This is a genomic window from Devosia nitrariae (genome assembly GCF_030160115.1).
Taxonomy (GTDB): domain Bacteria; phylum Pseudomonadota; class Alphaproteobacteria; order Rhizobiales; family Devosiaceae; genus Devosia; species Devosia nitrariae.
Genome location: NZ_BSNS01000009.1, coordinates 83624 through 107842, shown reverse-complemented (window position 1 = coordinate 107842; position 24219 = coordinate 83624). Strand labels below are relative to the sequence as shown.

Below are 24219 nucleotides of genomic sequence, written 5' to 3'. Positions count from 1 at the left end.
GCTAGAGCTCCGGCCCTGTCCAACGAACCTATCGATTAAGCGGCCAGGAGCAGGTGAGATGGATGCCGCGTCCGGCATGGGCGGCATGATGTGGGGAATGGCCTGTTCTGGTTGCTCATTCTCGCACTTGTCGCGCTCGGGATCGCCGCGTGGATAAGACACCTGCGTTGAACGCGACGCGTCCTGGAGCGCGATTATCAGCGGACGCAAAGCCAAAACGACCGAACCTCAGACAATGAACCGGTCCCAGCTCCCATAATGCTCTCGGCTGCGGGTTCCGCGCGGCAGTGACAGGCCGATCAGAATCAGGCCGGCCAGGACACCGACAACTGCCGCGATCATGCTCTCACCGGCGAGGATCCATGGGGCGACGAGTAGCCAAAGGCCGAAGGCCAGGTTGATGAAGCGTAGCGGCCGCGCGACTTCAGCCATGGCGATCACCGCGACGGTGATGACCAGCGCACCGGTCAAATGGTCGCTGTCGGCCATCGGCCCCGATGTTCCCAATGTCAGCGGGCTGAACATCAGCCAGACGCCGACCAGGCACGATGCAACCAGTGTCCAGGGCAGTGTCACACCGCGCATGGCAGAGATTGCCGCCGGACCGGCGCCATCGCCAAAACTCGCCTGGAATTCCTTGCCGCCATTGGGGTCGGCACCGCCCATCAGGAAGGTCCTGACGAACGGTTCACCGCGCCGATGGCTTTGCATCAGGAATTGTCCCATGGCGACGAGCTCGTCGAGGGCATAGGGGATCATGATCAGCATCGCGACGGCCGCCAACAGGCAGATGGTGCAATAGGTGCCGATGACGATCGGCTGGATGATGATGAAGTAGATCGAGACGACGCCGAGCGGGACGACGACGATGCCGAACAACAGCACCATCCAGGGCATGGTTCGCCAGCGCGAGCGGCCGCCCATGACGCCCATCAGGATCTCGATCATGTATGTGGTCGCCCCCAGTCCGCCATCGGCGATCGGCCAAGCCTTGGAGACGTCGGAGGTGATGATCTCTTCGGTGCCGTTGAGCCCGCCTTCCCCGCCGAAGAACGGCTCCCACACGCCATCGACATGGCCGAGCTGGTACGCCGCAAGCACCCGCGCCAGCACGAATCCGATGGCACCGAGGGCAATGATCGGCAGCCGCTGCAGATAGGTCGAGGGGGAATAGGTCCAACCCGGAGGCATGTCGCTATCGTCCATCATGCCTTCCATGGCCATGCCGGGCATCATCGGCACGAGGATGGAGAAGGCGATGACCAGCGCTCCGATCAGGGTGTCGTTGGCATAGGTCGCCGCGCTCGGCGTCCAGAAGATCAGCGGCGCGAACAGCAGCCATGTCCCGACGGCCGCCGTGCCCCACTGCGCCCATGCGAGTTTGCGCGAGAGGGAAAGTGTGGCGAAGCCGATGATCAGCAGGCCGCTGACGACATCGCTCCAGGCGTTCATGGAGCTTCGCAGCGCCGGATCCCACAGCCCGCGCTCCTCGGTCACCCGCATGACGGCATCCGAAAAGGCCGGCGGATCGAAGGTGTCGAACACGAACGGGCTGGTCGCGAGCCACAGCCCCAGGAGCATATTGAGAAAGTGCACCCAGAGCATGCCGAAGTGCATTCGCTCCATCTCGGCATCATGCTCATGCATCATGCGATGATGAGTGACCGGGTCTGCCTCCGCTTGCTCCTCTTGCCCATCATCCTGCGTCAGTGCCTGATCGGTGATGGGGGCGGAATTCAGGCCATTGGCCTTGTACCAGCCCACCGGATCGGCCTTGAGCGCCTCGATCATCACCGGCAGACGCTCGCCCACGAAATGTTTGGGCTTCCAGCCCAGCGTTTCCTTTGCGCGGGAGATGTCGAGTTCGTAGTGGTCGTCGGAGGTGTCGACCATCCACGGCTGGATGAACGTGTCTTCCTCCAGAACCTCGTTCTCGACCCAGACACCGGCGCGCGCGAGAGGCTTGGGAATCGAGAGGGTCTGCCAGCCCTCACCATAGATCAGCTGTCCGATCCGGTCCTGGAGTTGCTGGAACGTAAGGGCCCGGCTCTCCCCCAGAAGGATCGGCACTTCGGGAGGCAAGTCGGCGCGTCGCGCGATCGTGCGCAGCACCGCGTCCGTCAGGTCGTCGAGGTGGAGGAAAGGCTGCCCTGTGTCGAGATCGCCGGGGTAGACGTGGCTGATCAGCTCTTTCTCGTAAATGCGGGCAATCTGCTGCGACAGAAAGGCCGAATGGCACATGTCGTCGTAGACACCGGCCGGTCGCAACATCACCGCCGGGATGCCGCCCCGGTCTTCACCGATGGCCGCCTCGGTACGCGCCTTCGAGGCCCGATAGGGAAGCTTCGGATCAAGCGGCCAATCCTCGTTGATCGGATGGCCGGGTGTCCCGGGAGCATGGACCAGCATGGTGCTGACGAAGATGAACTGCTCGACGTCGAAACCCTGCAGCGCCTTCAGCAGCCGTCGGGTTCCCCCGACGGTCACCGCGTCATAGAGGGGGTGCTCCTTGCCGCTGAGGTCGAAATAGGCGGCAAGGTGGACGACCGAGGCGATGCGTTTCCCATAGGCGGTCCGCACTCGCGCAAAAGCGGCTTCGACGCTGTCGTCCAGCGTGAGATCGATGCACACGCATTCCGCGTTGGGTGGCGGATGCGGCGGTACATCGCGGTCGAACCCGACGACCCGGTACTTGCGCGCAAGCGCCAGAACCAGCTTGGAGCCGATATAGCCCGCGCTGCCAGTGACGATGACGGTGTCCTTGTCGCCTGCGGCCAAACTCTTCGCCTTAGTTTGCGTGTCAGCCAGACAGTGCTGTCGTTCCTGGTCCGAACGCCCGAGTCAAACAAATCGATCCCTTGGTGTAGAGGACGCCCACGCATCGCTGCGCCGATGTCGCCACCAGCGGCCATCGGACTCCGGGTTCAGCGTGGCTTGGTGTGGTTGAGGTCTCCCAGAGGCGCCCGGTCGGGATTCGGCACCTCGTCTTCGTCCAGGATCCGGCCCCGCGCGTCGCGCGCCTCATTATCGGCCGGCAGGCGATCGTCGACGCCAGCGTCCGGACGCTGGTCACCCGGTGCGAATTCCTCGCGCCAACGTCCGTCTTCGTCCTGGTAAAGGATCTGTTCGTCGCTCCCGCCCAATTGCTGGCGCTGCGCTGCGCTCTCGGCGGCCTCGTGCGCCGCCCGATGGGTGGCGAAGGTTTCAGAATAGACGTCGCCCACTCGGTAGGCGAAGCCGCCATTATGCTCGACGATCTCATAGGTGGCCTTGGCCATCTCCAGCCTCCAACACTTGCGTACACGGACGCTTTCCGTCATCGCGCCTCGCCTTGCCCGAACTCGATCGCAATCCCTGGGGTTGCTCGCGCTAATCTGAAGCAACGCGAAGTCCTGCCGGGTGCTCAATGGAGTACCGAGGGTGCTGCCCGCCTCCTCCGTGTCGGCATCCTTGACGCAGTTACGGACGTCGTCCGACATCACGTCACGGCCACGCAGGTTTGGGCAGCGGGCGGAACTGCCGACCGGAGGCGGTGTTTAAAGGCCATGCTTCGTTTTGCGTCCTACAACATCCGCCGCGGTGTCGGCACCGATCGACGCAAGGATCTCTCGCGCAACCTGGCGGTCATGCGCGAGATCGATGCGGCCGTCGTTGCCGTGCAGGAGACCGATCCTGACGTGCCCTCGCTCGCCGCGCATGAGCAAGCAATCGACGCCGCGCAGCTTTCCTATGACGCGGTTCTCTTGGGGCCGAGCCAGTACATGTGGCGCGGCAACATGGTCCTGGTGCGCGAGGACGTGACCGTCTACCAGGCAACGTGCATCTCGCTGCCTGCCCTCGAAGAGCCGCGGGGTGCGATCGTTGTGGAGCTCACCTGCGACGGCGTCGACTTTCGGGTGGTGGCCATGCATCTGGGCCTCGTCGGGCTGTGGCGGAATTGGCAGGCCGATACGGTCCTCGCGCACATCTCCGCGCTCGAGCGGCAGAAGTCCCTGGTGATGATGGGAGACCTCAACGAGTGGAACACGCGCTGGGGGTGCCTCGGTCGCTTCGAGGCCAAACACCACGTCGTTGCGCCTGGTCCGAGCTTTCATTCCAAGTGGCCGCTCCTTCCCCTCGACCGGATCATCACCAGCCCGGAGGTCACCATCATGGGAGCGGGCGTGCACAACACGGAGCTGGCGCGGCTCGCATCCGACCACCTGCCGGTATGGGCGGATGTCGAGATCCCGATCGCCTGATCTACATGCGTTTGGACACGGAAAAATCCAGTTCGAGCTGATCCGTCAGGGCATAGATGAAATCGGGCGAGGCCGTTGCGACGGCACCCTCCAAATTCATCCTGAAGCTGTCTAAGCCGAGATTGAAGCTGCCGACGGCAGCAAAGCCGGCGTCGATGATGACCAGCTTGGCGTGCATCATCGCCGGTAGATATCCGTGCACCTCGACGCCCCCCTGCGTCAGCTTTCGGGTGAAGATGCTGCTGATCCGATCGACCATCGGGTGATCGCTGTGGGCCGGAAGGAGAAGCCGGACCCGCACGCCTCTCGCAGCGGCGTCCAGGAGGCACTGCACGAAGATCTTGTCCGGCAGGAAATAGGGCGTCGTCAGCACGACGCTCGCCTGGGCCGCCCCGATCTGCTCGAGAAGCAGGCGGTAATACTCGTTGCCGGCAGGCGACTTGGGCCAACTGACCAGATAGGACCAGGCGCGGGGATCCAGTTCCCGAACCGGAATTTGCGGCAGACCCCTGCCCCCTTCGGCCGCGGACCAGGTCGCGTCGAAAGCCGCCAGCGCCTCGCGCGCCAGCAGCCCATCGACCCTCACCATCGTGTCTCGCCAGTCGACCATGCGCGGCGAGAAGCACGAGCCGCCGGTCAGCAGGCTGTCGTCGTCGCAGATCACGGCCTTGCGGTGCAGCCGGTGCATGAGCGTTCTGGGATCCCGCACGAAATCGCGCAGGCCGTGGAAGTGCACGACCTCGCCACCGGCTTTGCGCAAAGCCTTGGCCGGTGCGCTGTCGATAAGGTGCTGGCTGCCGAAGGCATCGGCAAGCACGCGAACCCGCAGGCCCTCGCGCGCCCTTGAAGCGAGCAGGTCAAGAAGGTCGTCACCCACGCCCTTGCGCGAGAAGATGTACTGCTCGATCGCGATGCTGTGCCTTGCGGACTCGCACAAGCCGAAAGCCGCCGTCCAGGCGGTCCGGTTGGAGTGAAAGAGCTCCCACGCCGGCTCTGCCCGCGGGATGGACGTAACGACTAGTCCCGCCTCGTTTTGCCTTTCCATCTCATCACCATCAGTGACCCCCGCTCAGGAACACTCCGGCGACCGAGGCAGGAAGGCCCGGGCCGAAGCCCGGGCTCGGCGCGATCAGTGCGTGCTCACCGTGCCAGAACGGGCCTGACGATCTTCCATCTGCCCAGACATCTCAACGCGCAGATTGTTCTGCACGTTCCTGACGCCGGAGACATCGTCGGCAAGATCTTCGGCTCGCCGCTTGTCCTCGCGACTGTGGACGGAGCCGTTGAGCGTCACCTCGCCGTCCCTGACATTGACCGAGATGGCGCTCGCATCCAGGCGCCAGTCGTCCGTCAGCCGGTCATTGACGCTTCGGCGATACGGTCGTCCGAGCGCCGGTAGCCGCTTGGCCCGCGACCGTAATGGCCCCCGCGGCGCCGGTCGATTTCGCGGCGACGGGCCGCCTCGTCATCGCCGAACCATGACGATACTTCGTCTCCAGCGCGGTCCATCCAGTCGCGTCCCCGCCAACCGTAGCCTTCACGCCCGTATCCTTGTCCATAGGGGCCACCCCGGTAGCGCTCTCCATAACCGAGGCCATAGGGGCCGTATCCCAGGCCGCCAGCCCAGTCCCGCCCGTACGGAGGGCCGTACCCGCCCATGCTCCCGTAGGGACGATCATCGCCGTAGCGGCGGTCGTAATCGGGGCCGTAGTCGATGTCGCCGAAGCGCCCATAGTCGCGACCTTCGTATCCGTACCCGCCTTCGCCAAAACCTCGCCCGTAGCGGCGTCGGTTGAAGTCGCTCGCCTCCCGATAGCGGTCAGAACCCTCGTCCCGGCGACGCCAGCCCTCGTCCCTCCATCGATCGTCTGCCATTTCAGTCCTCCTTCTCAGATTCACGTCACGCCGCGAGTGCGGCTGTTTTCGGAAGGTCGGAATGATCGGGAGTTCCCGGGACTTAAGAAGGTTTAGAAGCGCCGCGTCCGCTGCTCGTGTGGTTCATCCGAGTCCGCCTGGAGACGAGCCGGTCTCGGCGAGTTGCTGATGCCCTCAAGTCGCAACTGTGCCCGGATGTTGCGCGTTATCAACTGTTGCCGCGGGGTCGCCGACAACCTCAAAAAAGGAGGAGATCATGACACACCGCAACTTCATAACCTGGAGCGCCGCAGCCGGCCTTGCACTGGCGGCCGCGGTTCCCTTGGCGGCTCTCGCACAAGACGACGGCACCGCGACGATCGCCATCTCCGAAAAGGAGCCATTTGGTCAATACGTGGTCGATGGCGAGGGCATGAGCCTCTATATGCTCGAGGCTGACACCCAGGGCGGCGACGGTGCCGAGGCCGTCAGTACCTGCACCGGCGAATGCATCGAGGAGTGGCCGGTCATGACCGCTACGGGCGAGCCTATGGCCGGCGATGAGCTTGATGCCTCACTGCTGTCAACCATCGAGCGCGATGACGGCACCATGCAAGTGACCTACAACGGCTGGCCACTCCACTATTACCATGACGACCGGGCCCCTGGAGACACGGAGGGCCAAGGCGTCCACGACGAGTGGGGCGGCTGGTATCTTCTCACCCCCTCGGGCGAGCCGATCGAGGACGAGGAATAGTCGGCCCGGAGGCTGCGACTCGGCCCTAACGCGTGGTCGAGTTGAGCGCGGCATGTCGGGAATAAGTGGCGCGCCTATTGCGATATAGGTGGTCACTGTAATCATTGGGAAATTTCGCTCCCACTGTCTCGCAGCGCGCTCAGGGCTGTCGCCTTCGACCGTGCACCGTCTCCTCACGACGCTCGAAAAGCGGCAATTCGTGCAGTTCGACCAGAGACCGACGGGCTGTGGCACGTGGGCCGCAAGGCTTTTCAGGTCGGCTCGGCGTTCTCGCAGCAACGCAACTTCGTCGCCCCTTCGCTTCCGTACCTACGCCGTCTGCGCGACCAGACTCGCGAAGCGCCAATCTTGGAGTCGCAATCGACGGCCGAATGGTCTTCCTGGCGCAAGTGGAGAGCCGCGAGATCATGAGGGCGATCACGCGCGTAGGCGGCAGCACGCTCATGGTGAACTCCGGCATGGGCAAGGCTCTGCTGTCGACCTATTCACCGGCCGATATTACCGCGATCATCTCAACCTACGGAATGGGCGCGCGTGCGGAACCTCGGCACTGGGACCCCCGGCACCTCCACTCTGGTCCTGAAGACATCACCGCAATCCTCGGACGCGTCGTTGGGGTTGCGAAGGCTGGTGAAATAGAGCGTGCGCATGTCATTGCCGCCAAAGCACGGCATGGTCGGACGCTTCGGGGGAACTACCATGCTTGTGAGCAACGCTCCGTCCGGAGCAAAGCAGTTGATGCGGCGCGCCGAAACGCCCGCACTCCAATAGCGCCCTTCTATATCCGTCGCTCCTCCATCGGGACGCCCTTCGGCTTCTCCAGGAGACGCGATCCGGGTGCGGTTCGACAGGTCGCCAGTCCTCACATCGAAATCGTAGCGATCGATCCAGCACTGCTTGGAGTCCGAGTGGAACATCGTTGTGCCGTCGGCCGAAAATGCCAGGCCATTGGAAGTCCCGAGGCCGGAAACTTTGCGCTCCGACCGGCCATCCGCAGTTACCCGGTACAATGCGGCTGTGAACCCGTCGCTATGCATACTGCCCACCCAGAAGGCGCCGTCAGGACCGACCTTGCCATCGTTGAGCCGGTTCGTCGGTCGCAAGCCGGACTGTTCCGGTTCGGGATCGACAAGGAAAGTCAGCACGCCATTCGCCGGATCATACAGATGGACGCCAGACACCATAGCCACGATCAAGCGGCCGTCGTCCGCCAATCCGAACGATCCGATCCGCTCTGGAAGCTGCCACTCCTCAAGCGCGTGGGTACGGGTATCCAGTCGGTAGATGCGGCCTGCATGGATATCGCACCACAGCAGGCCCTCCGTTTCCCCATCCCAAACCAGGCTCTCCCCGACCCGGCAATGGGTGGCTGCGACCTTATCGAACGCGCGCATGGTCCCGCTTCCGGAGAGCTACCATTTCACTGACGTCCTACAATCAGGCCTGCTCACGATAGCGCAGCCGCTGCATCGTTCCGCGCTTGGTGGGATCGGCCACCGGAACAGCGGAGAGCAAGGATCGAGTGTAGTCGTGGCTCGGATTGGAGCAGACCTCTTCCGTGGGGCCGGTCTCGACGATCCGCCCCCGATACATCACTGCGATGCGGTCGCAGAAGTAGCGGATCACCGAGATATCGTGGCTGATCAGGATGAAGCTGAGATCGAGCTTCTCCTGAAGATCCAGCAACAGGTCCAAAACCTGCGTTCGCAAGCTTACGTCCAATGCCGACGTGGCTTCGTCGGCGATGATCACACGCGGGTTCGGTGCGATTGCCCTCGCAATCGAGATGCGCTGGCGCTGACCGCCGGAGAAAGCGTGCGGATATCGCGACGCGGCCGACGATGGCAGCCCGACCAGGTCGAGCAGTTCACGAACGCGCGCATCGATGTCCTTGCCGCTCATGCCGCCGGCGGTAACCAGCGGCTCGGCAATGATCTGGCCCACCGTCATGCGAGGATTGAGCGAGGCGAAGGGGTCCTGGAAGACCATGCGGATGTCGCGCCACGGCTGCTTGAGTTCGCGGTCCTTCAGGGGTGCGAGGTCGATCGATTGGCCGGTCTCGTCCTGATAAAGAATGCTGCCGGATGTGACGTTATAGATGCGCTGGAGGCAACGCCCCAAGGTGGTCTTCCCGGACCCGCTCTCGCCCACGATGCCAAAATTTTCTCCGGAGAGGAGTTCCAGGTCGGCATCGTTGACGGCAATCAGCACGTCCTTCTTGCGACCCAGGAACCCCGACGACAACGGAAACTCCTTGCGCACCTTCTGCGAGATCAGCCGCGCTTCCCCGAGCGGTTTACTTTGCCGCATCTCCAAGCGACGTGGAGACGGACGATCTAGGTCGCGCACCGACTGCAGCAGTCCTTGTGTGTAGGGGTGCTTTGGCTCGGCGAACACCTCGAAGACGTTGCCCTGCTCCACAACCTTGCCGAAGCGCATCACTGCGATCTCATCGGCAATTTCGGCGACGACACCCATATCATGAGTGATGAACAGCACCGCCATGTCGCTGGACGTCTGCAGCGACCGGATCAAGGCAAGGATCTCGGCCTGGATTGTAACGTCGAGCGCGGTCGTGGGTTCATCGGCGATGAGGATGCTGGGATTGCAGGCGAGCGCCATGGCGATCATCGCGCGCTGGCGCATGCCACCGGAAAACTCGAAAGGGTATCGGTCGACCGCTGACTCGGGGTTGGCGATTTCTACCTTCCGGAGCAATTCGACGGTTTTCTCCTTGGCCTGTTTCTTGGAGAGCCGCTCGTGAAGGCGGATGACCTCGCCCACCTGATCCCCAATCTTATGGACGGGGGATAGGGAGCTCATTGGCTCCTGGAAGATCATGGCAATGTCGCGCCCGCGTATCCCACGCATGATCTTCGATCTGGGGTCGAGCTTGGCCAGATCGATCACCCGGTCAGATCCGCGAACGGCATTGAACTCGATGGATCCTTCAACGATGCGTCCCGGCTGATCGACGATCTGCAGGATGGACCGCGCCATCACGCTCTTGCCCGACCCGCTTTCCCCAACGACGCAGAGGGTCTTGCCGCGATGGAGCGTCAGGCTGATACCATCGACGGCGCGGAAGGCGCCTCTTGACGTGGCGAACTCGGTGACGAGACCGTCGATCTCGAGGATCGGCAACGCGGCCGCTTCGGATTCGTTGGCCATGTCAGTGTCTTTCGTTCGTGTAGGGATCGGCCGCATCACGCAGGCCGTCGCCGAGAAAGTTGAAGGCCAGCACCGCAATGCAAACCGCGACGCCAGGCGCGAACAACCAGGGCGCCTGTGCAATCGAGCGGATGTTCTGAGCTTCCTTGAGGAGGACCCCCCAGGAAATGATGGGCGGCGTAAGTCCGAGGCCGATGAAGGAGAGGGCCGTCTCGGCAATGATCATGGCAGGAATCGCGAGCGTCACCGACGCAATGATGTGGCTGGCCATCGAAGGCAGCATATGTCGGAAGATCACCCGCCCCTGACTACCACCGTCAAGACGAGCGGCGATGACGAAATCCTCCATTCGCAGCGACAGGAATCGACCTCTGACGACCCTCGCCAGTTCGGTCCACCCAACCAGCGACAGGATCACAGTGATCGCGAAATAGCGCGTGAGAGGGGACCAGTCCTGCGGCAGGGCAGCGCTGAGGCCGAGCCAGATGGGGATGGTCGGCAGCGAAAGGATGAGTTCCACGACACGCTGGACGACCATGTCGATCGTTCCACCATAATAGCCTGAAACGCCGCCGAGAAAGACGCCGATCAACAGACTGAGCGTAACGCCCATCAGGCCGATGGACATGGAAATGCGGGCGCCGTGGATGGTACGGCTCAGCACGTCCCGGCCGAGGCGGTCGGTTCCAAGCAGAAAGAAAGCCTCATCAAGGTCGGCGGACGTGAGCAGATGCCGATCGGATTGGATCAGACCCCACATGGTGTAGGGCTGGCCCTGTCCGAAAAGCGAGAGGTAGATCTTCCGGTTCGGGTCGGGCTCATATGTGGCGCTCAACGAGATCGGATCGCGTTTGATCGTCATGCCCTGGACGTAGGGTCGTATTGCCCAGCTGCCATCCTCGCCCCAGTCGATGAGATGTATCCCCTGAGGCGGGTGATAGATATTGCGCGAGGACGTGGACTCCGGGTCGAACGGCGCCACGAACTCGGCGAATGCGCCGATCAGGTAGAAAAGCACCACGATGACGAGGCTTGCCAGTGCGAGCTTGTGCTTACGAAACGCTCTCCATGTCAGTTTCCATTGTGACGCCTGCGCGTCTGGATTCATTGCGATGGCGCGTGGGTCTACGAGGGTGTTCATTGGATCACCGGAACCGAATTCTTGGATCGACGAGCGCCAGCAGGATGTCGGAAATCAGCATGCCAACGATCGAGAAACAGCAGAGCAGCAGGATGAATGCGCCGGCCAGGTACATGTCCTGGGCCAGCAAGGCCTGCAGCATCAACGGACCGGCGGTTGGCAGGGAGAGCACGTAAGCTGTGATCACCGCGCCGGAAATCAATTGGGGGAACGCCCAGCCGATCGTCGAAACGAAGGGGTTGAGCGCCAGGCGCACGGGGTACTTCAGAATGAGCTTCCACTCCGAGAGTCCCTTGGCGCGCGCGGTGACCACGTAGGGTTTGCTCAGCTCGTCCAGCAGATTGGCCCGCATAATTCGGATGAGGCTGGCGGTTGTGCTGGTGCCCAGGATGATCACCGGGATCCAGAGGTGCGCGAGAAGGTTGGTGAACTTTGCCCACGACCAGGGTGCATCCCGATATTGCGGAGAAAACAGGCCAGTGACGTCAGTGCCGAAATGCACCACCGCGATGTACATGAGCACCAGCGCAATCAGGAAGTTCGGCAGGGCAAGGCCCAGGAAGCCGAGGACGGAAGCGACGTAGTCGCCCACGGAGTACTTCCGCACCGCCGAATAGACGCCAATGGGCAAGGCAACGCCCCAGGCGAAAATCAGCGTGGAGAATTCGAGGATGAAGGACAGGCCGAGCCTTTCCCAGATCAGGTCGGCAACGGGCTGGTTCCATTCGAAGGACATCCCGAAATCGCCCTGCAATACGCCGCCGATCCACATGAAGTACTGAACGATGAGGGGCTGATCGAGACCGTACCGGGCGCGAAGAGCAGCGAGGCGGGCCTGATCGACCTGATCGCCCGACTCCGCCAGGGTCTGCGCCATGGTCGTTACATAATCGCCCGGCGGCAGGGTGATCAGCGCAAAGGCGACCAAGGATGCCGCGAAAAGAAATGGTATCGCCCAGATCAAGCGGCGGATGACATAGGTTATCATTGCGTGGTCACCGGTTGTCTCGGCTTGCGCGGGCCCCGCCCGCGCAAGCCGAGATGTCAGTTCGTCTTGTAGAACCAGGTCTGCAGGAGAGTTGGGGCCGGTGTCGGCCATTCCCAACTGTTCGGCATCTCGTCGGGGACGTTGACGAGGTCCTTGTTCGCGATGCCGTAGGTGGTGATGGACTTGGCCACGCCGAGCACCTCGAAGGCATCGGCAGCGCGCTGGTTCAATTCGGCGTAGAGTGCCTCACGTTCGGCTGGTACGGCGGTCGCGCGAATCTGCTCCCACAGATCCAGGCGTTCGTTGATGTCCTCGGGAGGCTCTTCGCCCGACTCTCCCTGGGTGGTGTACCACTGCATCCATGCGATGCCCCACCGGCTGTCCTGATGCAGCGGGACGAGCTTGGTCGGGTAATTCACGAGGGCGCCGCCATTGTTCGGCCAGACCGCGGCATCGTGAGCGTTGGCGACCGTGATGCGATCGAAGAAGAAACTGCGCTCCAGGGGATTGACCTTCATTTCCACTCCGATCTCACGCCACTGCGCTTCGATCAGCCCGAGTATGTCGACATGGTCGGGCGTGTTTGTCGGGATCACGTCGATCTGGAAGCTGATCTTCCTGCCGCTCGGCAATGTGCGGATGCCGTCCGAACCACGTTCATAGCCCAGCGTGTCGAGCAATTCGTTCGCCCGATCAGGATCGTGCTCAAGGTACTGCGTGGAAAGCTGCTCGTTGTAGTAGGGTGATCCCGGAAAGTCGCCCAGCTGCCAAGGTTCGCTCTGGCCCAGCAGGACCGTGTCGATGATCTCCTGCCGGTCCATGCCCAGCGACAGTGCGATGCGGAAATCCTTCTGGTCGAAGAGCTCCCGCAGTTCGGGATCCTTGTGCGTCAGGTTGAGGTCGATGGTCATGTACTGGCCGCCACCGGGATTGGCGGCAAACATGCGGTAGTTGCCGCGCTCCTGGTTCTCGGCGAGGACGGGTCGATTGGAGATCGAGTCGATATGGCGCAGGCCGAGGTCGATATTGCCGCCGATCACAGCGAGGATCAGGCTCTCGACGTCCTGGGCCACATCGGCCGAAAGTTCATCAATATAGGGAAGCTGGTTGCCTTCAGTATCGACCTGCCAGAAATAAGGGTTGCGGACCAGCGTCACCTGGGTGGCGCCGCCGGTATAGGGGGAACTGATGATCCACGGATCCATCGTCGGCCGGTCCGGATTACCCCACCGCGCAGGAATCTCGATGTCACCGCACTGCTGCCGGAAGAGGCTCTGCCAATCGCCGACGCCCGACTGCGTCACGAGAGTCTCAACGTCGTCGTTGTATCCCGGGTGGAACTGCGAGCAATAGTGCTTCGCGTAGAGCACCGGGTGCTGGCCCAACGGCATGGCGAGGTCGTAGAGGAAACTTCCCGCCGGAGCCGGGAAGGTGAAGCGAACGGTCAGATCGTCGATCTTTTCCACCGACATCGGCTGGCCATCCGCAGTATAGCGCGGAGGCGTCGGTGCGAAATCCTGGTTGAGGAGAAGGTCGTTCACGTTGAACAGGACGTCCTCGACAGTGAAGGGTTCGCCGTCCGACCATTTCAGCCCCGAGCGCAGCCGGAAGGTGAATTCCGTCGCGTTGTCATTGACCTCGTAGCTTTCAGCCAGGTTCGGAACCACTCCGGAGAAGACCGGATCCCAGCGCACCAGCCCCTGCGGGCCGACGAGCCTGAGGATATGGTTGTGATCGGAGCTGCCGCGCAGCCCGAACCTCAGGGTGCCGCCATAGGTGCCGATCTCGCGCAGCGGAGTGACCACTTCCGGTTGATCGGGCAACCGCTCTTCTACGGGCGGCAGTTCGCCCGCGGCCACCTGCGTGTCAAATTCGGGCGCCTCGTTGAATTCCTGGGCATGCACGCCCACGACAAACATCGAGCACGCCAATGCTCCGCCCATAAGGGCAGTTGTGAATTTGTTCATTTCCTCCTCCATATTCGCTTACAGCTTTTTACTAATATTGGCGAATTGTCAACTCCATATCCTGGTCAGCGCCCTCGCCCCACCAAAAGTCGCCCAAAGATTGCCCGTTCGCGCCCGCCCGCCTTCAGCGAGTGGACAATTTTTTCCACGATACGGGACGGAAGCAGTGCCCACCGAAACGCCGGCGACGCCCGTAGTCAGCATTATTTCAGCAATCAACTTCGGGCACTTCGGCCGAACCATATCGCGCCACAAAGAACCAGCACCGTGGTTCCACCATTGCGACAGCAGACAAGGGATGGGTCACACCGAGGCGAAGCCCGCCTGCGTGGCGCAGCTCTAGCTCAGTCGCCTGTTACAGGTGACCAGGCGCTAAGCGCTGCGAACAGCGCTGAGTGGTCCTTTTCCCCCAGCCCTTGTGCAAGGGCTGCATTCATCAATTGGGCCGTCGCTGCGGTGTTCGGCAGAGCGATCTCAAGGGAGCGCGCGGCGTCGGTGGCGATATTCAGGTCCTTGCGGTGCAGCCTGAGGGTGAAAACCGGATCGAACACACCGTCGATCATCCGCTTGCCGTGGATTTCCAGAATGCGCGACGAAGCGAAGCCTCCCATGAGAGCATCTCGCACCTTGCCGAGATCGACTCCCGCCCGCCGCGCCAGGAGGAAGGCTTCCGAGACCGCCTCGATGGTGAGGCCAACAATAACTTGATTGGCCACTTTGCACACTTGACCGGCACCTACCTCACCGACGCGTGTGATGTTCTTGCCCATCTTCTGCAGTAGCGGCAGGGCGCGCTCGAACACAGCTTCTGGTCCTCCGACCATGATGGAGAGCGTGCCTTCGCGTGCTCCGATCTCGCCACCCGAGACTGGAGCATCCAGATAGGACGCGCCCACTGCCTCGACCCGCTCTGCGAACTGCCGGGTGGCGACCGGCGAGATCGAGCTCATGTCGATGACGACGCTGCCGGGCCTAAGTGCATCGATGACGCCATCCTCGCCGAAAAGCACACCCTCTACCTGCGGCGTGTCGGGGAGCATGAGCACCACGAACTCGGTATCTGGCACGGCATCGGCTGCCGTAGCGGCTTCATTGCCGCCAAGCTCGAGCAGGTATCTGGAGGCGTCCTTCACACGATGGCAGTTGACCTGCTCGCCCGAACGAAGGATGCGTTCCGCCATTGGGCGTCCCATGGTGCCCAGCCCGATGAATGCTACAGACATATATCTCTCCTACTTCGCCTCAGGCGTTGTTCCGTAATTCGCGATGCGGAACCCACTTTCCGAATCTGTGAAGCGGCCGGCTTAGCATACAGCATCAACATTACAAGTCTTGACAAATCCGGACAGCTGCGGTTCAAAGCGAAGTGTTTAGTGCTGCCTGCAGTCGATAGGGCGGTAAGGTCGGTCGAGCAAACTGCGGTAAGGAGCTTCTGATGCCACCCTATGATGAGGGCGTTCGCGCCAAGCTGATGTCGATCTCAACGGCGACGTTGACGACGGCATTGTTCAAGCGCGGCTTCCGCAACACATTCATTTGCGGCATCAGCATCATCAACGCCAATGCACCGCGGATGGTGGGTCCAGCATACACGCTTCGCTACATCCCGGCGCGCGAGGACCTTGACCACATTCGCGTCTTCGAGGATCGGGAGCATCCGCAACGCAAAGGCGTAGAGGAATGCCCACCCGGGCATGTTTTTGTCATCGACAGCCGCAAGGACCACTCGGCAGCTTCGGCCGGCGGCATTCTGGTGACCCGCCTCTTCAAGCGCGGAGCAGCAGGCATAGTCACAGATGGTGGCTTCCGCGATACGCCGGACATTGGAAAGTTGCCCTTCCCCGCGTACCACGCCGCACCGTCCGCGCCGACTAACCTCATCCGGCACCATGCGATCGACGTCAATGTCCCGATCGGATGCGGTGACGTGCCCGTGTTTCCGGGCGACATCGTCGTCGGCGATGGCGAGGGCGTGGTCGTGATACCGCTGTACCTGGCCCGTGAAATTGCCGAGGAGGCCTTCGAACAAACTGTTTTCGAGGACTTCGTTTATGATAAAGTTGTTGAAGGGTCGTCAATTTTTGGCATTTATCCTCCAGACCCGGAGGCGTTGCAGGAGTTCGACGCCTGGAGGCGAAAAGTAGGTCGTTGACGAGGAGCGAAGATGTCGACAGTTGGTGCCGAAACGACGACGCGAGATGCTATCTCAGGTCGCCTGAGCGGTGTCGTCTACGACCGCATCGTTGACATGATCGCCAGCGGCGCGTTTCCGTTGAACAGCCGCCTGCCAACGGAGATGGAGCTCTCAGAGCGCTTCGATGCCTCGCGCCCAGTGGTGCGGGAGGCCTTGCAGCGTCTGCGTGACGACGGTCTGATCGTCTCGCGGCAGGGCTCCGGGTCGTACGTGAAGCGGAGGCCTGAGGCCGATGTGCTGCAGTTGGTGCCGGTAGGATCGCTGGCCGATGTCCAGAGGTGCTTCGAGTTCCGGGCGGGCTTGGAACCGGCCACCGCGGCCTTGGCCGCTCAGCGGCGCGACGATCCCGATCTCGATCGCTTGGCCGCTGCGATGCAGGCCCTTGAGAACTGCCTTGCTGAGGGGCATCTGGGGGTGGAGGAAGACAGCAACCTTCACGACGAGATCGCACGAGCTACCCATAACCAGTACCATGTCTCGGTTCAGGCTTCTTTGCGCTCGCACGTCATCGCAGGCATGAACGTGACGCGCAGTCTGAGCCTGCGTCGCTCACAGGCTCAGTTGCGCGCTGTCCAGGACGAGCACGAAAAGATTGTCGAAGCGATCCGCTCGCAGGACGCCGACGCCGCGTATGCTGCCATGAAGGCGCATATTCTCAACGCCCGCAATCGCATGTTCGAAGGCATCTGACATTTCGGAGCATCAGGTGCCGGATCAATCGTTGAAGAAGGCGCCCGCACCCTCAGCGCCAAGAGCACGAAACCTCACCACCATACGGTGAGCATACATCTCGCCGGCGCGCACCAGCTTGGGGGCAAACGAGGGCGTGTTCGGGGTATTGGGATGCTGCTGGCTTTCAAGCGCCAGCCCGCTGTGGGCTTGATAGACTGCCCCGTCCTTGCCGGAGAGATTCGACCAGGAATTTGCGGTGAAAATCTGCAGGCCGGGCTGATCGGTCTCTAGAATTAGGGCCCGACCGCTAACGGGATCCAGCAACCAGGCAGCGGGCCGACAATGTCCTTCCTGGTGGTCTCGCAAACACAGGTTGTGCGCATAGCCTCGACCGGTGGCGGCCAGGTCGGTCCCCACGCGCTTTGGGGCTCGGAAGTCGAACGGACTGTCAGCCACATTATGCAGTTCTCCTGTCGGCAGCCCGTTGTCACCCTTGGGCGTGTAGCGATCGGCTGCCACTTTTAGCAGGTGTTCCGCCACCGAACCGCTCGCGTGACCGCCGAGGTTCCAGTACCCGTGAAACAGCATGTTGACGTAAGTGTCCTGGTCGCAAACGGCCGACATCTCGATGACCAGGTCCGCTTGATCCGTCAGAGTGTACACAACTCGCGCCCGCATCTCACCCGGCCACCCCTGGTCTCCATTCTCGCTCGTCAGTTCCAGCACCACCGAATCTGGACCGTGGACGGCGCCGCGCCACCATCGGGTGCCAAAGTGCCCAGCGCCACCATGCATTGTGTGATCGCCGTCATTCCTCGACAGCTGGTAAGTGGCGTCATGAATTCGGATCCGGCCATAGCCAATCCGGTTGCCGTAGCGTCCCAGCACCGCCCCCATCGTGCCTCCGCGTTCGACATAGTCGGAAGATCTTTCGACGCCCGGAACTACATCGGCGATGACACCGTGACGGTCCGGCACAAGACACCGTTGGAGACGCGCACCGTATTCGATCACGTCGATGGCGACCCCGGCTCGAGCAATCCTGAACACCTTCTCGTCGTGCATGGGCTTCGCTTTCAGCTCCGACGGCACGATGTCGATTCGAGCCGGATGACGCATCGATACTTTACAATTGTTGACATATTATGCGTGATGCCACACACAGGGTAGGACTGATGGTGGAGATTTTTTATGTCGGCAGAGCCCACTTACGGAATACTGAAACTGGCGATCGTGGGTGGTACAGGGCGGGTCGGCACGGCCCTCCGCAAGGAGTTGGCACCCCTTGTCCATTCAATTCTCGTCCTCGGCCGGACCCAGCCTGACGATCTTGCACCCAACGAGCGCTATCTCGAGGTGGATATGTCGGAAGTGGACAAGATGCGCGCCGCATTCGAAGGGATGGACGGCATCATCCACATGGCCGGAATCCCCAAGGAAGCGCCCCTCGAGGACATCATCCGCGTAAACGTGGTTGGGACCAGCAACGTTTACGAAGCGGCCAGACTCGCCGGCGTTCCTCGGGTCGTCCTGGGCTCGAGCAATCATGCGGTCGGCTACTATCCGCGCGACGTCGTCGTGTCGGGCACGTCTCAGATGCGACCCGACGGGCTCTATGGCTTGTCCAAATGCTGGACCGAGCTCGTTGCCGGCCTCTACTACGACAAATATGGGATCCGCAGCCTGATCATCCGCATCGGCAATGCCGGCAAACAGCCGAAGACGGTTCGTTCGCTGGAAATTTGGGTCAGCCCGAGGGATCTATGCCAGCTCACCTTGATCGGCTTGACCCATCCCGACGTCGACGCGACAACCGTGTTCGGCGTATCGGGCGGCGGGGGTACGTGGTGGGATAATTCGAGCGCCACCAAGCTCGGATACGAACCCAAGGATATCATCGCAGAACATGCCGCCCCGGAGCTGAGCACCGAAGACGAGAGCGAGGTGGCCCTCTTCTACCAGGGCGGGCGCTTCGCAGCCGTCAACCATGTCGGCAGAATTCGGAAGCGGTAGAAGCTGCGCGGCCAGGGCACTGTGCCGGGTGCCGATTAGGCCGTCGGTGAGGGAGTCTCGTGCAGTGCTGGAGACGACGCCAGAAGGGTGCGCGTGTATTCGTGCTGGGGGTTGCTGAAGATTTCTTCAGTGTCTCCAGCCTCGACGAAGACCCCCTTGTTCATCACCGCAACCTTGCTGGCAACCAGCCGAACCAGCGCCAGGTCGTGAGAGATGAAGATATAGGCGAGACCCAGACGTTCCTGCAGGGACATCAGCACGTTGATGACCTGGGCCTGCACAGATACGTCCAGTGCTGACACCGGCTCGTCCAGGATCAGGATACGTGGCTGAAGGGCAAGGGCGCGCGCAATGGCAACGCGCTGACGCTGGCCGCCGGAAAGCTGATTGGGGTAATAGTCGGCGAAATGCTGCGGCAGGTTGACCTGCTTGAGCAGTTCGAAGATCCGGGCGGGTCGCTCCGCCTTGTTGACGATTTCCGGGTGGACTTCCCAAGGCTCGCCGATGAGGGTGGCCACGGTCTTGCGAGGATGCAGCGAGGCATAGGGATCCTGAAACACCATGGCCAGATGCCGACGTTGCTGACGCATCTGGCCGCCGGTGAGCTGGAGGAGGTCCAGCCCCTCAAAAAACACCGACCCACTGTCAGGCTGAACCAGGCGCAGCAGAGTGCGAGCCAGCGTTGATTTGCCCGATCCGGATTCCCCCACGATTGCCAGGCACTCGCCCACATTGAGCGAAAAGCTTATACCGCCGACGGCCACTATCGGACCGTGCTTTCCTTTTCCCCGCGGGCCGAATGACTTAAAGAGGTCACGAACCTCAAGAAGTGCCGAAGGTGGCGCAGCAGTGTTCATATTGGTATCCAATCCATCAACCAATGGAGGCTGTCGGTGCCGGCGCGGAGACTGTCTGGTTGTCCGATGACGGCTCATCCGTGACGAATTCGTCGGGTATCGGTTCAAGATCGCGCCAGCTCTTGGCGCGGGCCGGATGCGCCAACAGCAAAGCGCGGGTGTAGGGATGCTGAGGGCGAGAGAAGATTTCTTCCGTTGCGCCTTCCTCGACGATCTGTCCGTTGTACATCACCGCCATACGCTCTGAGACCTCGCGGGCCACAGCAAGGTCGTGGGTGATGAAGATCAAACCCATGCCGGTCTCCCGTTGCAGCGTCTTGATGAGGCGCAGAATTCCGGCCTGCACCGTCACATCGAGAGCCGTGGTCGGCTCGTCTGCAATGAGCAGTTTGGGCCGCATGCCAACGGCCAGCGCGATACAGATGCGCTGCCGCATACCGCCGGAGAACTGGTGCGGGAAGTTGTTGAACCGACTCTCCGGCTCGCGAATGCCCACCTGACGCATGAGCTCGATGGCGCGCTCTTTTGCCTCGGCTCGCGAATGTCCCAGTCGGACGGTCAAGACTTCGCTGAGCTGGGACCCCACCGAATAGACGGGGTTGAGGCCATCCAGGGCATCCTGAAACACCATCGCTACGCCAACGCCGCGGATCTCCCGTAGCTCTTCTTCAGTCCGCCCCACGACCTGCCTGCCGTCGAAGAGGATGCTGCCGCGCACCACCCCAGGTTCGTCGACGAGACCCAGTACAGAACGCCCCAACACCGTCTTTCCCGAGCCGCTTGCCCCGACGAGCGCCACGGACTCCCCCTGCCCCACTGCAAGCGAGACGTTGCGAACTGCGGGCACTGTTCGGAACCGGGTCTCGAAGGTGACGTTCAGATCCGAAATCTCAAGGAGATAGCTCATGGGGCCTTGCCTCGGCTGGGCTTGGGCTTGCGTGCAAAGAGAATGTTCTGTGTGGGGTCCTCAACGGCGCGAAGCCAGTTCGAAAGTATGCTGGCCGACAGGGCAGTGAGCACGATGACCACGCCGGGGAATACGGCGACGAACCAGGCCGTCTTGAGGTAAGTCTTGCCGTCGGCAACCATCATACCCCAGTCAACGTCCGGCCGTTGCAGGCCGATGCCGAGGAACGTCAGGCTCGCCGCAGCCAGGATAACCATAGCGACCTCCAGCACGGCCAGCGTGCGGATCGTCGGAAAGACCAGCGGCGCAATTTCACGGGTCATGATGCGCCAGTGCGACGCGCCCATGGACCGGGCGACCTCCACGAAAGTACGCTCCCTGATCTCCACGGTCTGCGCACGCGCGGTGCGCAGGTAGACCGGTATACGGGTAATGCCCAATACGATGATCACATTGAAAATGCTCGGCTCGAGGATGAAGAGCACGACCAGTGCCAGCAGCATCGACGGGACAGTGTGCAGAATATCGGCGATGCGCAGCAGGGAATTGTCCACCCAACCGCCGAAATACCCGGCGACGAGACCGATGGCATAGCCGATCAGAGAGGATATCCCGACCGCAAAGAAGGCAATGATCATCGAGGTCTGGGCGCCCATGGCCAATTGCAGCAGGATGGGTCGTCCGAGGCTGTCGCCTCCCAGGATAAACTCGATCCCCTGCTCTATCTGGAAGGGCGGGAAGAAGCGCAGGCTCAGGTTCTGGAAATTGGCACGCTCGGCGACCAGGGCCGGGGCAAGAACGGCGACCAGGACAATGAAAGCGAGCCAGACAGCCGAGGCGACGACCATCGGTGAGGCGGTGAACATCTGCCAGCGCTCGCTGCGCTGGAACCAGGACAGCCGCTGCTGGCCCGAGGATTGCGGCATGACATCTTCGCCTTTCATGACAGGCGGACCCGCGGATCCACGACGACGTAGATCAGGTCGATGATGAGATTGAGCAGCACGACCGCAATGCCGACCACGACGATGCAGGCCTGCAGCACCGGAAAGTCACGCGCCAGAACCGCTCCGATAATCGCCTTGCCGATCCCTGGGAAAGCAAAGACCACGCTCACAATGATGGCGCCGTTGACCATGCCCGCGGCGATGTCGCCCGCAACGGCGATAATCGGCAATGCAGCATTGCGCAGCGCGTGCCGGTAGAGAATGCGGGTAGAGCCGAAGCCACGCGCCCGCGCATTGCGCACGAAGCCTGAACTCAAGACCTCGATCATTGCGCCACGGGTGACCTGGGTGAGTATGCCGATCGGCCCAAGGCTCACGGTCGCGACAGGCAGGATCCAGGATTGCCAGTTTCCGGCCCCCGAGGTGGGCACGAGACGAAGGATGATGGCAAAGACCAGGATACTGACCAGCGCAAACCAGAAGTGCGGGATGCTGCCGGTGGCCAGCGTCAGGATGGTGATGATGCGGTCCACAAGCCGGAAGCGGAAAGCGGCCGCAATAGTCCCCAGAACGACAGCGATGATCACCGAAACGGTCATAGCGAGGAATGTCAGCATCAGTGTTGCGGGCATTTCGCTGAGAGCAGCCTGCAGGGCAGGGCGCTGTTGCCAGATGGACATGCCAAAATCGCCCCGAGCTGCGTTGGACAAGAACACCCAGAACTGTTCGAGCAGCGGACGATCCAGGCCATGGGCTCGACTGAAGGACTCCAGTTGAGCCTGCGTGGCGCCTTCGGGAAAGAACAGGTCAATGGGGGATCCGGTGAGCCTGGCCAGGAAGAAAACGAGGACCACCACCCCGAAAATGGTCAGGAGGCCCGACAAGAGGCGACCACGAATGAAGGCAAGCACGGCTTCTACTCCTGGTTGGAAGGGTGCCCGGCATACCGGACACCCAAGAGCCGGAATCGGTCAGTCGCTGAACGTGATGTCGGCGATCCGGATCTCGATACCGGACAGCGGGTTCGGTTCGTATTCGATGCCTTCGCCCAGCATCATCAGCCGAACCTGTTCGGCGATGCCGATCATGGTGCTCTCTTCAACGTACATGATGCGCGCGGCTTCCTGATACAGGCGTGCCCGCTCTTCTCCCTGCGCGGCATCGGCCTCGAATACGAGCCGGTCGATTTCGGGGTTGCACGTCGCGGAGTTGCGGCCTTCACAGGTCGCGTAGTTGCCCGAGAAGCTGAAAGTGGCATCGCCCGAGGTGTTATCGTGCGAGATCATTATGATGCTGCCTTCCTGATCCTCGGGGAAAGGCTGACGGAGGTAAACGCGCCAGGCGGTGTTCTCCAGGCTCAAGATTCGCGGATTGAGGCCGACAGCCTGAAGGCCCTGGGCGATCGCCTGCACCACTTCGTCAGAACCCGGGAAAAGGTCGGGACGGGTTACAAGGACGAATTCCTGGTCCACGGGGGCGCCGTCTGCCTTGGCAGCGGCGATGAGTTCCTTGGCTTTCTCGGGATCATACCGAAGCGCCTCGGTTTCATCGAAGCCCGGGATGTATCCGTTCACCTGCGGACCAAGCATCTGATACCAGGGGTTTCCGCCGATCCCCATCAGTGCCGGCACGATGGTTTCGCGATCGATCGCATGTGAAACCGCCTGGCGCACGCGCGGATCCTTGAAGGGTTCCTTAAAGGAGTTGGGCCGGGCAATGACGATGCGATTGTCCTTGTAGGTCACCGTGCGTCCATCGTCGGTGGCATCCTGCGCACTGATGGCTGTCGCCAGCTGGGCTTCACCGGTCTGGATCATTCCGGCGCGCACGGAGGGCTCGGCACGATAGACGTAGGTGACATCCCTGACCTCAGGACTCTCTCCCCAGTATCCGTCAAAACGGGTCAGTTTCACGTGTTGGCCCTGGATACGCTCGACGAACTGGTAGGGACCAGTGCCGACGGGATTGGTGGTCTTCTCGGCAGTCTGCTGCGTGGCAAGATTGCCGATGTCGGCGTAGGACAGACGCAGCGGCAGAATGGGATCCACTTTGGGCGTGGTGACGCGCAGCGTCAGTTCGTCCACGGCTTCTGCTTTGACGGCCTCGGGAAATTGCGTGAGGTTCAGACAGGCAATCTCCTGACCTTCGATCATGGCACCCGGCTGGCTGCGGTTGATATTTGCCGCGGCCACTTCGGCCGTGAAGGACGACCCATCGTGGAACTTGACGTCGGGCCGCAGCTTGAACTCCCAGGTCAGATCATCGATCTGTTCCCAGGACAAGGCGAGCAAGGGTTCGACCTTGCCGTCGACGGGGCTCACATGAGTCAGGGACTCATAGATATTGCCGCGTGCGATATTGGCATTCTGGGCCGGCTGGGTATCGCATGCGTCGAGCGAATCCAACTCGACAGCAAGTGCAACCGTAATGGCCCTGTCGGTGGGCTCCGCCATCGCCGTTTGTGCAACGGCGGTACTCATCAGAGCGGCCAGTCCCAGAGCCTTGAGCCC

The 24219-nt window shown here is 61.8% G+C and carries 22 protein-coding genes and 2 pseudogenes; 7 read left to right on the top strand and 17 right to left on the bottom strand.

Going from position 1 to position 24219, the window contains the following annotated elements; genetic code table 11:
* Nucleotides 1-228: 228 nt before the first annotated feature.
* Both QQK18_RS10030 and QQK18_RS10025 read right to left on the bottom strand, forming a co-directional pair.
* On the bottom strand, nt 229-2778 hold the full coding sequence (locus QQK18_RS10030; RefSeq protein ID WP_284340195.1) for an NAD-dependent epimerase/dehydratase family protein: 2550 nt from the start codon (nt 2776-2778) through the stop codon (nt 229-231).
* Between the two features lie 146 nt (nt 2779-2924).
* On the bottom strand, nt 2925-3278 hold the full coding sequence (locus QQK18_RS10025; protein WP_379993705.1) for a DUF2188 domain-containing protein: 354 nt from the start codon (nt 3276-3278) through the stop codon (nt 2925-2927).
* A 267-nt stretch (nt 3279-3545) separates the two neighbouring features.
* On the opposite strand from QQK18_RS10025, the gene QQK18_RS10020 reads away from it, so the two are divergent.
* Complete coding sequence (locus tag QQK18_RS10020) at nt 3546-4241, top strand: endonuclease/exonuclease/phosphatase family protein (protein ID WP_284340194.1); 696 nt, start codon at nt 3546-3548, stop codon at nt 4239-4241.
* A 1-nt stretch (nt 4242) separates the two neighbouring features.
* Here QQK18_RS10020 and QQK18_RS10015 read toward each other — a convergent pair whose 3' ends face one another.
* The 3 genes from QQK18_RS10015 to QQK18_RS10010 form a co-directional block, all read right to left on the bottom strand.
* A complete protein-coding gene (locus tag QQK18_RS10015) occupies nt 4243-5286 on the bottom strand; it encodes a phospholipase D-like domain-containing protein (protein ID WP_284340193.1) in 1044 nt (347 codons plus the stop codon).
* Between the two features lie 84 nt (nt 5287-5370).
* Nucleotides 5371-5562, bottom strand: coding sequence for a BON domain-containing protein (locus QQK18_RS27525; protein WP_379993746.1), 192 nt, complete (start codon nt 5560-5562; stop codon nt 5371-5373).
* A gap of 29 nt (nt 5563-5591) precedes the next feature.
* Nucleotides 5592-6116 (bottom strand): SWFGD domain-containing protein, encoded by a 525-nt coding sequence (locus tag QQK18_RS10010; protein WP_379993702.1) that lies wholly within the window; start codon nt 6114-6116, stop codon nt 5592-5594.
* Between the two features lie 256 nt (nt 6117-6372).
* Between QQK18_RS10010 and QQK18_RS10005 the strand changes: the two genes are divergently transcribed.
* From QQK18_RS10005 to QQK18_RS27515, 3 genes and pseudogenes are all read left to right on the top strand, one after another.
* Entirely contained in the window at nt 6373-6852 is a 480-nt protein-coding gene (locus QQK18_RS10005) for a COG4315 family predicted lipoprotein (RefSeq protein WP_284340192.1), read from the top strand.
* An 88-nt stretch (nt 6853-6940) separates the two neighbouring features.
* Nucleotides 6941-7024 (top strand): annotated as a pseudogene (locus QQK18_RS27520) (hypothetical protein); the annotation flags it as partial.
* A 199-nt stretch (nt 7025-7223) separates the two neighbouring features.
* A pseudogene (locus QQK18_RS27515) lies at nt 7224-7325 on the top strand (IclR family transcriptional regulator); the annotation flags it as partial.
* A 39-nt stretch (nt 7326-7364) separates the two neighbouring features.
* Here QQK18_RS27515 and QQK18_RS09995 read toward each other — a convergent pair.
* From QQK18_RS09995 to QQK18_RS09970, 6 genes are all read right to left on the bottom strand, one after another.
* Nucleotides 7365-8246: an SMP-30/gluconolactonase/LRE family protein gene (locus QQK18_RS09995; RefSeq protein WP_284340191.1), complete on the bottom strand. Its 882-nt coding sequence runs from the start codon at nt 8244-8246 to the stop codon at nt 7365-7367.
* A 43-nt stretch (nt 8247-8289) separates the two neighbouring features.
* Nucleotides 8290-10023, bottom strand: coding sequence for a dipeptide ABC transporter ATP-binding protein (locus QQK18_RS09990; protein WP_284340190.1), 1734 nt, complete (start codon nt 10021-10023; stop codon nt 8290-8292).
* A gap of 1 nt (nt 10024) precedes the next feature.
* A complete protein-coding gene (locus QQK18_RS09985; RefSeq protein WP_284340189.1) occupies nt 10025-11164 on the bottom strand; it encodes an ABC transporter permease in 1140 nt (379 codons plus the stop codon).
* 4 nt (nt 11165-11168) lie between these two features.
* On the bottom strand, nt 11169-12152 hold the full coding sequence (locus QQK18_RS09980) for an ABC transporter permease (RefSeq protein WP_284340188.1): 984 nt from the start codon (nt 12150-12152) through the stop codon (nt 11169-11171).
* A gap of 56 nt (nt 12153-12208) precedes the next feature.
* Nucleotides 12209-14119: an ABC transporter substrate-binding protein gene (locus QQK18_RS09975; protein ID WP_284340187.1), complete on the bottom strand. Its 1911-nt coding sequence runs from the start codon at nt 14117-14119 to the stop codon at nt 12209-12211.
* A 344-nt stretch (nt 14120-14463) separates the two neighbouring features.
* Nucleotides 14464-15342, bottom strand: a complete 879-nt coding sequence (locus QQK18_RS09970) for a 2-hydroxy-3-oxopropionate reductase (RefSeq protein WP_284340186.1) — start codon at nt 15340-15342, stop codon at nt 14464-14466.
* A gap of 212 nt (nt 15343-15554) precedes the next feature.
* Here QQK18_RS09970 and QQK18_RS09965 point away from each other — a divergent pair, with 212 nt between their 5' ends.
* Nucleotides 15555-16271 (top strand): ribonuclease activity regulator RraA, encoded by a 717-nt coding sequence (locus QQK18_RS09965; protein ID WP_284340185.1) that lies wholly within the window; start codon nt 15555-15557, stop codon nt 16269-16271.
* 12 nt (nt 16272-16283) lie between these two features.
* Nucleotides 16284-17003 (top strand): FadR/GntR family transcriptional regulator, encoded by a 720-nt coding sequence (locus QQK18_RS09960; protein WP_284340184.1) that lies wholly within the window; start codon nt 16284-16286, stop codon nt 17001-17003.
* A 24-nt stretch (nt 17004-17027) separates the two neighbouring features.
* On the opposite strand, the gene QQK18_RS09955 is transcribed toward QQK18_RS09960, so the two are convergent.
* Nucleotides 17028-18050, bottom strand: coding sequence for an aldose epimerase family protein (locus tag QQK18_RS09955; protein ID WP_284340183.1), 1023 nt, complete (start codon nt 18048-18050; stop codon nt 17028-17030).
* Between the two features lie 126 nt (nt 18051-18176).
* Between QQK18_RS09955 and QQK18_RS09950 the strand changes: the two genes are divergently transcribed.
* Nucleotides 18177-18998 (top strand): NAD-dependent epimerase/dehydratase family protein, encoded by an 822-nt coding sequence (locus QQK18_RS09950; protein ID WP_379993695.1) that lies wholly within the window; start codon nt 18177-18179, stop codon nt 18996-18998.
* Nucleotides 18999-19033: 35 nt separating this feature from the next.
* Here the strand turns inward: QQK18_RS09950 and QQK18_RS09945 are convergent, their stop codons facing one another.
* From QQK18_RS09945 to QQK18_RS09925, 5 genes are read right to left on the bottom strand one after another with little or no spacing between them, the layout of a single operon-like run.
* Complete coding sequence (locus tag QQK18_RS09945; protein ID WP_284340182.1) at nt 19034-19855, bottom strand: ATP-binding cassette domain-containing protein; 822 nt, start codon at nt 19853-19855, stop codon at nt 19034-19036.
* Between the two features lie 16 nt (nt 19856-19871).
* Nucleotides 19872-20762 carry an ABC transporter ATP-binding protein gene (locus tag QQK18_RS09940; RefSeq protein ID WP_284340181.1) on the bottom strand — a complete coding sequence of 297 codons (891 nt, stop codon included), beginning with the start codon at nt 20760-20762 and terminating at the stop codon, nt 19872-19874.
* The gene (locus QQK18_RS09935; protein WP_284340180.1) at nt 20759-21706 is read right to left on the bottom strand and encodes an ABC transporter permease; all 948 of its coding nucleotides are present in this window, start codon (nt 21704-21706) and stop codon (nt 20759-20761) included. Before QQK18_RS09935 ends, QQK18_RS09940 begins: the two co-directional genes overlap by 4 nt.
* On the bottom strand, nt 21703-22620 hold the full coding sequence (locus QQK18_RS09930) for an ABC transporter permease (RefSeq protein ID WP_284340179.1): 918 nt from the start codon (nt 22618-22620) through the stop codon (nt 21703-21705). The genes QQK18_RS09935 and QQK18_RS09930 overlap by 4 nt, the downstream gene beginning before the upstream one ends.
* A 60-nt stretch (nt 22621-22680) precedes the next feature.
* Entirely contained in the window at nt 22681-24189 is a 1509-nt protein-coding gene (locus tag QQK18_RS09925) for an ABC transporter substrate-binding protein (protein ID WP_284340178.1), read from the bottom strand.
* Nucleotides 24190-24219: the final 30 nt, after the last annotated feature.

What these genes read in the sequence shown, in the direction of transcription:
- QQK18_RS10025 (WP_379993705.1), bottom strand. Translation starts at nt 3,278, where the DNA reads ATGGCCAAGGCCACCTATGAGATCGTCGAGCATAATGGCGGCTTCGCC.
- QQK18_RS10020 (WP_284340194.1), top strand. Translation starts at nt 3,546, where the DNA reads ATGCTTCGTTTTGCGTCCTACAACATCCGCCGCGGTGTCGGCACCGAT.
- QQK18_RS10015 (WP_284340193.1), bottom strand. Translation starts at nt 5,286, where the DNA reads ATGGAAAGGCAAAACGAGGCGGGACTAGTCGTTACGTCCATCCCGCGG.
- QQK18_RS10010 (WP_379993702.1), bottom strand. Translation starts at nt 6,116, where the DNA reads ATGGCAGACGATCGATGGAGGGACGAGGGCTGGCGTCGCCGGGACGAG.
- QQK18_RS10005 (WP_284340192.1), top strand. Translation starts at nt 6,373, where the DNA reads ATGACACACCGCAACTTCATAACCTGGAGCGCCGCAGCCGGCCTTGCA.
- QQK18_RS09995 (WP_284340191.1), bottom strand. Translation starts at nt 8,246, where the DNA reads ATGCGCGCGTTCGATAAGGTCGCAGCCACCCATTGCCGGGTCGGGGAG.
- QQK18_RS09990 (WP_284340190.1), bottom strand. Translation starts at nt 10,023, where the DNA reads ATGGCCAACGAATCCGAAGCGGCCGCGTTGCCGATCCTCGAGATCGAC.
- QQK18_RS09985 (WP_284340189.1), bottom strand. Translation starts at nt 11,164, where the DNA reads ATGAACACCCTCGTAGACCCACGCGCCATCGCAATGAATCCAGACGCG.
- QQK18_RS09980 (WP_284340188.1), bottom strand. Translation starts at nt 12,152, where the DNA reads ATGATAACCTATGTCATCCGCCGCTTGATCTGGGCGATACCATTTCTT.
- QQK18_RS09975 (WP_284340187.1), bottom strand. Translation starts at nt 14,119, where the DNA reads ATGAACAAATTCACAACTGCCCTTATGGGCGGAGCATTGGCGTGCTCG.
- QQK18_RS09970 (WP_284340186.1), bottom strand. Translation starts at nt 15,342, where the DNA reads ATGTCTGTAGCATTCATCGGGCTGGGCACCATGGGACGCCCAATGGCG.
- QQK18_RS09965 (WP_284340185.1), top strand. Translation starts at nt 15,555, where the DNA reads ATGCCACCCTATGATGAGGGCGTTCGCGCCAAGCTGATGTCGATCTCA.
- QQK18_RS09960 (WP_284340184.1), top strand. Translation starts at nt 16,284, where the DNA reads ATGTCGACAGTTGGTGCCGAAACGACGACGCGAGATGCTATCTCAGGT.
- QQK18_RS09955 (WP_284340183.1), bottom strand. Translation starts at nt 18,050, where the DNA reads ATGCACGACGAGAAGGTGTTCAGGATTGCTCGAGCCGGGGTCGCCATC.
- QQK18_RS09950 (WP_379993695.1), top strand. Translation starts at nt 18,177, where the DNA reads ATGTCGGCAGAGCCCACTTACGGAATACTGAAACTGGCGATCGTGGGT.
- QQK18_RS09945 (WP_284340182.1), bottom strand. Translation starts at nt 19,855, where the DNA reads ATGAACACTGCTGCGCCACCTTCGGCACTTCTTGAGGTTCGTGACCTC.
- QQK18_RS09940 (WP_284340181.1), bottom strand. Translation starts at nt 20,762, where the DNA reads ATGAGCTATCTCCTTGAGATTTCGGATCTGAACGTCACCTTCGAGACC.
- QQK18_RS09935 (WP_284340180.1), bottom strand. Translation starts at nt 21,706, where the DNA reads ATGAAAGGCGAAGATGTCATGCCGCAATCCTCGGGCCAGCAGCGGCTG.
- QQK18_RS09925 (WP_284340178.1), bottom strand. Translation starts at nt 24,189, where the DNA reads ATGAGTACCGCCGTTGCACAAACGGCGATGGCGGAGCCCACCGACAGG.